Annotated in this window: 10 protein-coding genes and 1 pseudogene; 10 read left to right on the forward strand and 1 reads right to left on the reverse strand. The window is 62.4% G+C overall.

Annotation, left to right across the window (positions count from 1 at the left end; all coding sequences use genetic code 11):
* Positions 1–26: 26 nt before the first annotated feature.
* The 10 genes from frr (at position 27) to lpxB (ending at position 10,373) form a co-directional block, all read left to right on the forward strand.
* Entirely contained in the window at positions 27–587 is a 561-nt protein-coding gene (gene frr, locus DYZ14_RS11965; protein ID WP_115670120.1) for a ribosome recycling factor, read from the forward strand.
* A 48-nt stretch (positions 588–635) separates the two neighbouring features.
* Positions 636–1,379, forward strand: coding sequence for an isoprenyl transferase (locus DYZ14_RS11970; protein WP_154720888.1), 744 nt, complete (start codon positions 636–638; stop codon positions 1,377–1,379).
* 9 nt (positions 1,380–1,388) lie between these two features.
* Positions 1,389–2,222: a phosphatidate cytidylyltransferase gene (locus DYZ14_RS11975; RefSeq protein WP_154720889.1), complete on the forward strand. Its 834-nt coding sequence runs from the start codon at positions 1,389–1,391 to the stop codon at positions 2,220–2,222.
* A gap of 33 nt (positions 2,223–2,255) precedes the next feature.
* A complete protein-coding gene (rseP, locus tag DYZ14_RS11980) occupies positions 2,256–3,389 on the forward strand; it encodes an RIP metalloprotease RseP (protein WP_154720890.1) in 1,134 nt (377 codons plus the stop codon).
* A 193-nt stretch (positions 3,390–3,582) separates the two neighbouring features.
* Positions 3,583–5,937: an outer membrane protein assembly factor BamA gene (gene bamA / locus DYZ14_RS11985; RefSeq protein ID WP_154720891.1), complete on the forward strand. Its 2,355-nt coding sequence runs from the start codon at positions 3,583–3,585 to the stop codon at positions 5,935–5,937.
* A 49-nt stretch (positions 5,938–5,986) separates the two neighbouring features.
* Positions 5,987–7,048 (forward strand): UDP-3-O-(3-hydroxymyristoyl)glucosamine N-acyltransferase, encoded by a 1,062-nt coding sequence (gene lpxD, locus DYZ14_RS11990; RefSeq protein ID WP_154720892.1) that lies wholly within the window; start codon positions 5,987–5,989, stop codon positions 7,046–7,048.
* A complete protein-coding gene (gene fabZ, locus DYZ14_RS11995) occupies positions 7,041–7,508 on the forward strand; it encodes a 3-hydroxyacyl-ACP dehydratase FabZ (RefSeq protein WP_115670114.1) in 468 nt (155 codons plus the stop codon). The genes lpxD and fabZ overlap by 8 nt, the downstream gene beginning before the upstream one ends.
* A complete protein-coding gene (gene lpxA, locus DYZ14_RS12000; RefSeq protein WP_154720893.1) occupies positions 7,505–8,320 on the forward strand; it encodes an acyl-ACP--UDP-N-acetylglucosamine O-acyltransferase in 816 nt (271 codons plus the stop codon). Before fabZ ends, lpxA begins: the two co-directional genes overlap by 4 nt.
* Before the next feature lie 5 nt (positions 8,321–8,325).
* The gene (locus tag DYZ14_RS12005) at positions 8,326–9,201 is read left to right on the forward strand and encodes an LpxI family protein (protein ID WP_154720894.1); all 876 of its coding nucleotides are present in this window, start codon (positions 8,326–8,328) and stop codon (positions 9,199–9,201) included.
* Complete coding sequence (gene lpxB, locus DYZ14_RS12010; RefSeq protein WP_154720895.1) at positions 9,198–10,373, forward strand: lipid-A-disaccharide synthase; 1,176 nt, start codon at positions 9,198–9,200, stop codon at positions 10,371–10,373. The genes DYZ14_RS12005 and lpxB overlap by 4 nt, the downstream gene beginning before the upstream one ends.
* A gap of 36 nt (positions 10,374–10,409) precedes the next feature.
* On the opposite strand, the pseudogene DYZ14_RS12015 reads toward lpxB, so the two are convergent.
* Positions 10,410–11,599, reverse strand: a pseudogene (locus tag DYZ14_RS12015) (GTP-binding protein).
* Between the last annotated feature and the right edge of the window lie 86 nt (positions 11,600–11,685).

The following is an 11,685-nucleotide window of genomic DNA, read 5'->3' on the forward strand; positions in this document are numbered from 1 at the left end:
CAGGCTCAGCGAAAAAGGAGTTCATCATGAGCGAAGGTATTGATCTCAACGACATCAAGCGCCGCATGGATGGCGCGATCAACGCGTTCAAGCACGACATCGCGTCGCTGCGCACGGGTCGCGCCTCGGCCAACATTCTCGACCCGGTGACGGTCGAAGCCTATGGTTCGCGCATGCCGCTGAACCAGGTCGCCAACGTCACCGTGCCGGAGCCGCGCATGCTCGGCATTTCCGTCTGGGACAAGTCGATGGTCAATGCCGTCGACCGCGCCATTCGCGAGGCCAATCTCGGCCTCAACCCGATCGTCGACGGCCAGAACCTGCGCATTCCTCTTCCCGAACTGAACGAGGAGCGCCGCAAGTCGCTGGTCAAGATCGCCCACGAATATGCCGAAAAGGCCAAGGTGGCGATTCGCCATGTGCGCCGTGATGGCATGGACGGCCTTAAAAAGGCCGAGAAGGACGGCGTAATCGGTCAGGACGAAAGCCGCGCCACCTCCGAGAAAGTGCAAAAGATGACCGACGACACGATTTCGGATGTCGACCGCTTGCTCGCCGAGAAGGAAAAGGAAATCATGCAGATCTAGCATGCGCGTTTCGTTTGCCCGCCCAGGATGCCTTGAACCGGACCGAATATGTCGACAGCTGAGAACCGCGCCGCACCCGAGCATGTTGCCATCATCATGGATGGCAATGGTCGATGGGCAAGTGCGCGCGGGCTTCCGCGGACCTTCGGTCATCGCAAGGGTGTCGAGGCGGTGCGCGAAACGGTGAAGGCAGCAGCCGAGGCGGGCATTCGCTACCTGACGCTGTTTGCCTTTTCCTCGGAGAACTGGCGCCGTCCGGAATCGGAGATCAACGACCTCTTCGGCCTTCTCAAGACCTTCATCCGGCGGGACCTGGCCGAACTGCATCGCGAGAACGTCCGGATCCGCATCATCGGCGATCGGGCCAATCTGCGCGACGACATCCGCTCGCTGCTGCTCGAGGCCGAGGAGACGACCCGTGGCAATTCGGCCCTGACCGTCGTGATCGCCTTCAACTACGGCGCCCGCGACGAGATCGCCCGCGCCGCCTCGAGCCTGGCCGCGGACGTCGCCGCCGGCCGCCTCAAGGTGTCGGACATCGATGCGCGGATGATCGACGAGCGGCTCGACACCAGTGACATTCCCGATCCCGACCTGATCATCCGCACCAGCGGCGAGGAACGGCTGTCGAACTTCCTGCTGTGGCAGGCCGCCTATTCCGAATTGATGTTCGTGCCGGAACTCTGGCCCGATTTCAGTCGCGAAGTGTTCTTTGCGGCGCTGGAGCGCTTCGGCGCGCGTGACCGGCGGTTTGGCGGCCTGTCGGCCAAAGCCGTGGCGCTCGGGTCCTAAGGCGCGATCATGAGCCGGGAACTCACCCTCCGCATCTATTCCGCCATCGTCATGGTCGCCGTCGTCCTGGCGGCAACCTGGTTCGGCGGTCTGGCTTTCAGGATTCTTGCCGGCGCGATCGGACTGCTCGTCTATTATGAATGGTCATCGATGACCAAGCTTGGCGAGCGCAGCATGCGTGGCCATGCCTTCGGCTGGTTCTCCATGGCTGCGATCGTCGCCAACATGCTGTTCGGCGAGCCGGATCTGACGGTTCCGCTTTTCGCCGGTCTGGTCCTGACCGCGACCCTGCCGGCGCTCGTCGGCAATTGGAGCTGGTGGCAGGCCGGCGGCATCTTCTATTCGGGCTTGAGCGCGGTCTCGCTTGCGGCGATCCGCGGCGACGATCAGCTCGGCTTTGCCGCGACGATCTTCGTCTTTGCCGTTGTCTGGTCGACCGACATCCTGGCCTATTTCGTCGGCCGCGCCATTGGCGGTCCGAAGCTTGCGCCGCGCATCTCTCCCGGCAAGACCTGGTCCGGTGCGATCGGCGGGACGATCGCCGGCGTCCTGGGCGGTGTCGCCGTGGCGCTGTCCTTCTTCCAGTGGAACGGCCTGTGGGTGCCCCTTGTGGCCTTGTTCCTGTCGGTTGCCGGCCAGATCGGCGACCTGTTCGAATCCTTCATCAAGCGGCGTTTCGGCGTGAAGGATTCCAGTCATCTCATCCCCGGTCATGGCGGCGTCATGGACCGGGTTGACGCACTTGTCTTTGCCTGTTTCGCTGTATTCTTTCTTGCGATAGGTTTCTCCGCGGTCGGCATGGGGGCTGTCGACTCGCTCGGTGCTTTTCTCTTCGGTCTCTGAACGACCGAAAGGCACCATGAACAGGATCGAATGATGGATCAATTGACCGCCTTCTTCGGCTTTCTTGCCGGTTACATCCTTCCCTATGTGGTCGTTCTGTCGCTGCTCGTCTTCGTGCACGAGATGGGACACTATCTGGCCGGGCGCTGGTCCGGGATCCGGGTTCTGGCGTTTTCGATCGGCTTCGGGCCGGAGATCGTCGGCTATACGGACACCCACGGGACGCGGTGGAAGCTCTCCGCCATCCCGCTCGGCGGTTATGTGCGTTTCTATGGCGATGCCGACGCGGCAAGCCTTGCCGATGGCGATGAACTGGCCGAGATGTCACTGGCCGAGCGCGCCCAGACGCTGGCCGGCGCCAAGCTTTGGAAGCGCGCCGTCACGGTCGCGGCCGGCCCGATCGCCAATTTCCTCGCAGCAATTGCCATCTTCGCCGTCTTGTTCGCCACCCAGGGCAAGCCTGTCGCCGATCCGGTCGTCGCCGAGGTCAAGGCCGACAGTGCGGCCTTCGAGGCCGGCGTGCAGCCCGGCGATGTGCTGGTCGCGCTTGACGGGGACCGGATCGAGACCTTCGATGAGGTGGTGCGCTACATCAGCATGCGGCCGGAAATGCCGGTCGTCGTGACCGTGCGCCGCAACGAAAGCGAGGTCGATCTCAACATGGTGCCGCGGCGCACCGTGACCACCGACCGCTTCGGTAACGAGATGGAAGTGGGTCAGATCGGCATCGTCACCAATCAGCAGAGCGGCAATTTCCGCATCGTCGAATTGACGCCGCTGCAGGCGGTGGGCGAGGGGGGCTTGCAGACCTGGCATATCGTAACCGGGACGTTCGACTACCTGTCCAATCTCTTTACCGGACGAATGAACGCGGATCAGCTGGGCGGACCGGTTCGGGTGGTGCAGGCTTCGGGCCAGATGGCGACCCTCGGCATCGTGGCCCTGTTCAATCTGGCGGCCGTTCTCTCGGTTTCGCTGGGGCTTCTCAATTTGATGCCAGTTCCGGTCCTTGACGGCGGCCATCTGGTCCTCTACGCGCTGGAGGCAATTCGCGGGAAGCCAGTCGGGCAGAACGCGCAGGAGATTGCTTTCCGGGTCGGTCTGGCCATGATCCTGTCGCTGATGGTGTTCGCAACATGGAATGATATCAGCCGGTTAATCGGCTAGCGTTTCGGCTTGCTCCGGCGAAAAGGATTTGTTTACGATGTTTCAAACTCATAGTGGCGATTGGGCCACGGCTGCAAATGAAGTAAATAGAATTTAACGTCCGTACTTGCTTGTAGGGTAAAAGCCGGTAAAACCACACACGGGCCGGAGTCGGGAACGACTGCGGGACAATGGAAGAAGGTTGAGAATACACATGAAGGCTGGTTCAAGATTTTTGAACGCGGTATCGGCGATCGCGCTGTCTGCTGGTGTTGTTTCTTCGGGCGCAGGCATGGCTGTTCTCGCGTCTGCGGCTGTTGCCGAGGCTGCGGTGATCCAGCGTATCGATGTCCGTGGTGCCCAGCGCGTCGGTGTGGATGCGGTTCGCTCCAATATCACCATCCGTCCCGGCCAGAGTTTCTCCAATGTCGACATCGACGAGTCGGTCAAGCGGCTCTACGCGACCGGTTTCTTCTCGGATGTGCGCATTTCCGTGTCCGGCGGCACGCTGGTGGTCAACGTCAGTGAGAACCAGCTCGTCAACCAGGTCGTGTTCAACGGCAACCGCAAGCTCAAGGACGACAAGCTGCGCGGCGTTGTTCAGACGCAGCCGATGGGTCCCTATAGCGAAAGCCTGATCTCGGCCGACATCGAGCGGATCAAGGAAGCCTATGCCGGCATCGGGCGCAGCGACGTCGAGGTGACGACCCAGGTCGTTCCGGTCGCTGAAGGCCGCGTCAATCTCGCCTTCGTCGTCAACGAGGGTGATCGCACCAAGATCAACAAGATCAACTTCGTCGGCAACAATGCGTATGGTGATGGCCGTCTGTCCGCGCTGATCCAGACCAAGCGTTCCAACATGCTGTCCTTCCTGACCCGCAAGGACGTCTACAATGAGGACAAGCTGCGCGCTGACGAAGAAGCGCTGCGCCAGTTCTATTACAATCACGGCTATGCCGACTTCCGTGTGATTTCCTCGGACGTGACGCTCGACGAGACGGGCAATGAATATGCAATCACGATCACCGTCGACGAGGGTGAGCGCTACAAGTTCGGCAATATAGCCGTCGAATCGACCGTCGAGGGTATTGATGGTGCGGAGCTCGAGCGCCTGGTCGAAACCCGTGCGGGCAATACCTACAGCGCCCGTGACGTGCAGAAGTCGATGGAAGCGATCTCGCAACGCGTCTCGGCGGCGGGTTATCCGTTTGCGCGCGTCGTGCCGCGCGGTGACCGCAATTTCGAGAACAACACGATCGGTGTGACCTATCTGGTCGACCAGGGCGAACGCGCCTATGTCGAGCGGATCGAAATCCGCGGCAACACCCGCACGCGTGACTATGTCATTCGCCGCGAGTTCGATATTTCCGAAGGCGATGCCTTCAACCAGGAAACGATCAGCCGTGCAAAGCGCCGCCTCGAGGCTCTGGGCTACTTCACGACCGTGAACATCTCGACGGCCCCCGGCAGCGCGTCCGACCGCGTCGTGGTCGTGGTCGACGTCGTCGATCAGCCGACCGGTTCGTTCAGCATCGGCGCCGGTTATTCGGTGGGTGGCGATGGCTTCGTGCTCGAAGCCTCGGTCGAGGAAAAGAACTTCCTCGGTCGCGGTCAGTTCATCCGTGTCGCCGTTGGCGGCGGTCTGGATGACGCGCGCACTTATAACTTCTCGTTCACCGAGCCCTATTTCCTCGGCTATCGTCTGGCCGCGGGCTTCGACGTGTTCCGCAGCGAGACCAGCAGCAATTCCGATTACAACTACGAGGAAACCGGCGCGACGCTGCGTGTGACGGCGCCGATCACCGAAGAGTTGGCGACGACGGTTCGCTATACCTACAAGGAACTGAAGTATACCGAAGACGGCGCCTATGGCGCGGACGATACGCCTTACACGGCGGACGACAACGTCTCGGCACCGTATATGGACCTGATCGAGAACAGCCCGTGGAAGCAGTCGATCGTCGGCCATTCGATCGTTTATAACAGCCTCGACGACCGGTTGATGGCGCGTGAGGGCATTTACGCCAGCTTCACGCACGAATATGCGGGTCTCGGCGGTGATTCCGAATATTACAAGGCCTATGCGAAGTTCCGCTATTATCACACCTTGTCCGACGAGTTCGATCTGATCGGTTCGCTGAGTGCCAGTGCCGGCCATGTCGTTTCCACCGGCGGCGACCTGAACGTGTTCGATCAGTTCCAGATCGGCGGCAAGGAGTTGCGCGGCTTCGAAAGCAGCGGTATCGGCCCGCGGCTTGAGGGCGATGCGCTTGGCGGCACGACCTATTTCACCGCCTCGGCTGAAGCGAATTTCCCGCTCCCGCTCTTCCCGCAGGATCTCAACATCCGCGGTACGGTGTTTGCTGATGCCGGCACGCTCTATGGCAACGATGTCGGCAACAGCGCCGGTGCGGTGGGGACCGACATGTCTCTGCGCGCCTCTGTTGGTGCCGGTATTCTGTGGCTGTCGCCGTTCGGCCCGCTGCGCTTCGACTATGCGGTTCCGGTCGCCAAGGAAGACTTCGACGAGGTTCAGAACTTCCGCTTCAGCATGGCGAATGCGTTCTAAGTTCGCGGTCCAGAGCTGCTGGTAGTTTGACGTTCTGGGGCTTTGGCTAATGGAGCATAAACATTTCTTTCCGCCCCAGGACGGGGTCTCCCTTGCGTCGCTCGCGGCGCAGATCGGGGCGGAATTGACGGATGCGGGCGCGGGCGAGCGGGTTATCAGCTCGGTCGCGCCGGTCTATAGGGCTAAGCAGGGTGACATTTGTTACATCCTGTCGCGCCGCAGCAAGGAAGAGCTGAAGACCTGCGAGGCTTCGGCAATCCTGTGCGACAAGGCGCTGAAATCGCTTATCCCCGAGCATATTCCGGTTCTTCTGTCGTCTTCGCCGGCCACTGCGTTTGCGCTGGCCGGAGCGCTGCTGTTTCCGGCAGCACTTCGTCCTGTCGCAGTCACGCCTTCAGCGTCCGGTGTTTCGTCGGCCGCTTTCGTGGATAAATCGGCGCGGCTTGAGGCGGACGTGCTGGTCGAGCCCATGGCCGTCATCGGTGCGGATGTCGAAATCGGTGCGGGTAGCCGGATCGGCGCAGGTGCTGTGATCGGTGCGGGTGTTCGCATCGGGCGCGGTTGCACGATTGCGGGCGGTGCGACGATCCAGTCGGCGCTGATCGGAAATAATGTCATCATTCACAACGGTGCCCGCATCGGCCAGGATGGCTTCGGTTATGCGCCCGGCCCGGCGGGCATGTTGAAGATCGTGCAGATCGGCCGGGTCATCATACAGGACAATGTCGAGATCGGCGCCAACACGACGGTCGACCGCGGCACGATGGACGATACCGTGATCGGCGAGGGCACCAAGATCGACAATCTGGTGCAGATCGGACACAATGTTCGCATCGGTCGTCACTGCGGCATCGTCGCCCAGGTCGGCATTGCCGGCAGCACCACGGTCGGCGACGGCGTCATGATCGGTGGCGCCTGTGGCGTGAACGGCCATATTACCATCGGTGACGGCGCGCAGATCGCCGCGATGAGCGGCGTCTTGTCCGACGTACCGGCCGGCGAGCGCTATGGCGGCGTTCCGGCCCGACCGATGAAGGATTTTCTAAAAGACGTGGCGGCTGCCTTGAGCCAGTCGGAGAGCCGCAAGCAGAAGAGTGGAAAGAATGACTGATCAGGCAAAGACCGAACTTGGTTCCGTTGATATCATCGAAATCATGAAGTTGTTGCCGCATCGCTATCCGTTCCTCCTGGTGGACCGGATCATCGAGATCGACGGCGACAATTCGGCGATCGGGATCAAGAACGTCACCGCCAACGAGCCGCACTTCACCGGTCACTTTCCCGAATCGCCGATCATGCCCGGTGTCCTGCTGGTCGAGGGCATGGCCCAGACCGCGGGCGCGATCTGTACGCGCAAACAGGGCGGCGGCGGCAACCTCGTCTATTTCATGACCATCGACAATGCGCGGTTCCGCAGGCCCGTAGTGCCGGGCGATCGCGTCGAATTTCATGTCGTCAAGCAGAAGCAGCGCGGCAATATCTGGAAATTCCATTGCGAAGCCAAGGTCGATGGCGCTCTGGCGGCTGAGGCCGATATTGGCGCGATGATCATGCGCAAGGACGAGAAATGAGCAAGATCGGGCAAGGTGCCGTCATTCACCCCATGGCCGTCGTCGAGGACGGGGCCGTGATCGGGGCGAATGTGAAGATCGGTCCCTTCTGCCATGTCGGGCCGAAGGTAACGCTCGGCGACGGTTGCGAGCTTCTCTCCAACGTCGTCGTTACCGGTCGCACGACGATCGGGCGCAATGCCAGGATTCATGCCTGCGCCGTCATTGGCGGCGATCCGCAAAGCATTCACCATGCGGGTGAGGAAACCACGCTTTCCATCGGTGACAACTGCACGATGCGCGAAGGCGTGACGATGAACACCGGAACCGCCGAGGGTGGCGGCAAGACGGTGGTCGGCAGCAACAACCTCTTCCTCGCCAATTCGCATGTCGCCCATGATTGCCAGCTCGGCGACAACATCATCCTGTCGAACAATGTCATGCTCGCCGGCCATGTGAAGGTCGAGGACCGGGTGATTCTCGGGGGCGGTTCGGCCGTGCACCAGTTTACCCGCATCGGTCGCCAGGCCTTTATCGGCGGGCTGTCCGCCGTGAGCTACGACGTCATCCCTTTTGGCATGCTGAACGGCAATCCGGGCGTGCTCGGAGGGCTTAACGTCGTTGGCATGACGCGCGCCGGTATCGAGCGCTCGGTCATCCATCAGGTGCGCCGCGCGTTCAAGCAGATCTTCGAGGGCGAAGCTTCGGCCCGCGTCAATGCCGCCGCTATCCGCGACGAGTATCTCGATTGCCCGCCGGTCATTGAAATCCTTGATTTCATCGCGGCCGAGAGCGATCGCGCCCTGTCATCGCCGTTCCGCGGCAAGAGCTGATCGCCGTGGCGCCGACCGGGGCTCGCAAAGGCCGCCTGGCGATCGTCGCCGGTGGCGGATTCCTGCCGCTCTACGTCGCAGAAGCCGCACGGGCAGCCGGCGAGAATCCCTTCATCCTCCGCCTCAAGAATGAAGCCGATCAGCAATGGCAGGGCTTTGATTCGGCAGTGATCGGCGTCGGTGACATGGCGGGCCTGTCGGCGCTGCTGAAGGCCAACGCGATCGATCGCGTCGTGTTGTCCGGTGGTGTCAAGCGACGGCCGGCCTTCGGCGAGATAAGGGCCAATCTGAAGTCGCTGCTGAAGCTGCCCATGGCGGTGAAGACCCTGCTTGCCGGCGGCGACGACGTCGTGCTGAAGATGGTGATCGGCCTGATCGAGGCGCAAGGTTGCCATGTGATTGGTGCGCATGAGATTGCCCCCGACCTACTGGCCGAGACGGGGCCGATCGGTGCAGTTTCACCCTCCGCCGATGACTGGCGCGACATCGCGCGCGGGGCAGAGGCCGCCGAGGCGCTTGGCAGGCTCGATGTCGGGCAGGGAGCGGTGGCCGTCGGCGGCCGCATCGTCGCGCTCGAGGGCGTCGAGGGAACTGACGCCATGCTGGAGCGCGTCGCCCATCTGCGGGCGGAGAAGCGCATCTCGCAGCACCGCAAGGGCGTTTTGGTCAAGCTCTGCAAGCCGCAGCAGGATGTGCGCGCCGACCTGCCGTCGATCGGCCGCTCGACCATCGAAAATGCCAGGCGCGCCGGGCTGGCCGGCATCGCCGTCGAGGCTGGTCGGGCGCTGGTGATCGAGCGCGAGGCGGTGATCAAGGCGGCCAACGAGGCAGGCCTGTTCGTCATCGGCGTCGATCGCGGGCTTGCGCGAGGAACGCCATGAGTGTGAAGCCCCTCAAGATCGCCGTCATCGCCGGCGAGGTGTCGGGAGACCTGCTCGGCGCGGACCTGATCGTCGCGCTGAAGGAACGCCATGGCGGCCCGATCGAACTTGTCGGGGTTGGCGGCGATGCGCTCGAACGACAGGGCCTCAACTCGCTCTTCGATTTTGCCGAATTGTCGGTGATGGGCCTCACCCAGGTGCTGTCGCGCCTGCCGCGTTTCATCCGGCTGATCGGCCTGACGGCCAAGGCGATTATCGCGGAAAAGCCGGATCTCCTGCTGATCGTCGACAGCCCCGATTTCACCCACCGTGTAGCCAAGAAGGTGCGCCAGGCGTTGCCCGATCTGCCCGTGGTCGATTACGTCTGCCCGAGCGTCTGGGCGTGGAAGGAATACCGCGCCAAGGCGATGCTCGCCTTTGTCGACGAGGTTCTGGCCGTGCTGCCGTTTGAACCGCAGGTGATGCGCGATCTCGGTGGCCCGCCCACCCATTTTGTCGGCCATCGGCTGGCAACCAACGAGAAGCTGCTGCAGACGCGCGCGGCGCGGGCCGGTAAGCCGGCCAAGCGTCTCGACGAGGCAAAGACGATCCTGCTGCTGCCCGGTTCGCGCGGCGCGGAGATCGCGACACTGCTGCCGATCTTCGGCCAGGCCATGGTCGAATTCGTCGAACGCAACGGCCCGACCCGCTTCCTGCTTCCGACCGTTACGCGCCAGGAGGCGCGTGTGCGGCAGATGATTGCCGATTGGCCTCTCAAGCCCGACGTGCTCATGGGCGAGGAGGAAAAATGGCGGGCATTTGCCGAGGCCGATGCGGCGATTGCCGCATCGGGCACCGTGATCCTCGAACTGGCGCTGGCGACGGTACCCGTCGTCTCGACCTACAAGACCGACTGGCTGATGACGATGCTGAGCCACCGCATCAAGACCTGGACCGGGGCGCTCCCCAACCTCATCGCCGACTATCCGTTCGTACCGGAATTTCTCAACGACTATGTTCGCCCCGGCAATCTTTTGCGCATGGCCGAGCGGCTTGCCGCCGACACCTCGCAGCGACGCGCCATGCTCGAAGGGTTCGAACTCGTCTGGCTACGGCTTCAGACCGAGAAGCCCGCCGGCGTCGAGGGGAGCCGCATCGTGCTGGATCTTTTGCGGAGACGTGGACGGATCTAGAGGCGATGGCCGGACCGGCTGCGTGCCAACGCCGTCTCATCCCCACGGCGGAAAGGGATCCTTGAGCTGGTTCCACGCAGCGGGCTTATAGGCGGTCGCGTCTAGGAGGCAGTCATCGAGTTCGGCGCGGATCGCGTCTTCATCCATCGGATCGGCGCCGATAAAGACGATCTCCTGGCGGCGGTCTCCCCAGACAGGATCAAGATAGGGAGCCATGGCCCTTTCGAAATCGGGATCATCCGGCCAGCGCCGGCGCGGGACCGCCGCCCACCACAGTCCCATCCGCCCGGTCCGGACGATCGCGCCAGCCTGGCTGAGTTCACCCACATGGTCAGGCCGCGTCGCCAGCCAGAAGAAGCCCTTGGCACGGATGACGCCCGGCCAGGTGCGGCCGATGAAGGCCTGCAACCGCTGCGGATCGAAGGGTTGGCGGGCCCTGTAGACAAAGGATCGGATGCCGTATTCCTCGGTTTCCGGCACATGGTCCCGGAAGCCGTGCAGTTCCTTGAACCACAGCGGATGGGCCTCGGCTCGCGCAATGTCGAACAGGCCCGTGCCGAGGATGTCGCGCGGTGACACCCGACCGAAATCGGTCTCGATCAGGCGGGCGTCGGGATTGAGCCCGGCGATGATCTTGCGCGCGGCGTCCCTCTGTTCGGGCGCCGCCATGCCGATCTTGTTGAGGATGATCACGTCGGCGAACTCGATCTGTTGGACCAGCAGATCGACGAGCGTACGGTTGTCTCCCTCGGCAGCGGTCTCGCCACGATCGGAGAGAAAATCCACGGAGGAATAGTCGGCCAGCAGATTCGCGGCATCGACGACCGTCACCATGGTGTCGAGGCGGGCAATGTCGGAAAGGCTGAAACCCTCCTCGTCACGGAAATCGAAGGTCGTGGCGATCGGCAGAGGTTCGGCAATTCCTGTGGCTTCGATCAGCAGATAGTCGAAGCGGTTCTGGGCGGCCAGATGCGCACGCCTTTCAAGAGGTCGTCGCGCAGCGTGCAGCAGATGCAGCCATTGCTCATCTCGACCAGTTGCTCATCGGTGCGCGACAGCGCCGCTTCACCGCCGCGCACCAGCGCCGCGTCGATGTTGACCTCGCTCATGTCATTGACGATGACCGCGACCTTGAGGCCGCTGCGATTGGACAGGACATGATTGAGGAGCGTGGTCTTGCCGGCGCCGAGGAACCCGGAGAGCACGGTGACGGGAAGCTTGTCCATGGAACAAACCTTTCTGTTGGTGTAATAGTATTACATGAGGAGGCGGAAAAAGGGGCGAACCGCGAGGTCCGCCCCGGTGCCGTCCT

The organism is Ciceribacter sp. T2.26MG-112.2, from assembly GCF_900492205.1.
Lineage (GTDB): Bacteria > Pseudomonadota > Alphaproteobacteria > Rhizobiales > Rhizobiaceae > Allorhizobium > Allorhizobium naphthalenivorans_A.

Coding starts and splice junctions, on each gene's coding strand:
- lpxB (WP_154720895.1), top strand. CDS start 9,198: ATGAGTGTGAAGCCCCTCAAGATCGCCGTCATCGCCGGCGAGGTGTCG.
- fabZ (WP_115670114.1), top strand. CDS start 7,041: ATGACTGATCAGGCAAAGACCGAACTTGGTTCCGTTGATATCATCGAA.
- DYZ14_RS11970 (WP_154720888.1), top strand. CDS start 636: ATGTCGACAGCTGAGAACCGCGCCGCACCCGAGCATGTTGCCATCATC.
- lpxD (WP_154720892.1), top strand. CDS start 5,987: ATGGAGCATAAACATTTCTTTCCGCCCCAGGACGGGGTCTCCCTTGCG.
- DYZ14_RS11975 (WP_154720889.1), top strand. CDS start 1,389: ATGAGCCGGGAACTCACCCTCCGCATCTATTCCGCCATCGTCATGGTC.
- bamA (WP_154720891.1), top strand. CDS start 3,583: ATGAAGGCTGGTTCAAGATTTTTGAACGCGGTATCGGCGATCGCGCTG.
- lpxA (WP_154720893.1), top strand. CDS start 7,505: ATGAGCAAGATCGGGCAAGGTGCCGTCATTCACCCCATGGCCGTCGTC.
- frr (WP_115670120.1), top strand. CDS start 27: ATGAGCGAAGGTATTGATCTCAACGACATCAAGCGCCGCATGGATGGC.
- rseP (WP_154720890.1), top strand. CDS start 2,256: ATGGATCAATTGACCGCCTTCTTCGGCTTTCTTGCCGGTTACATCCTT.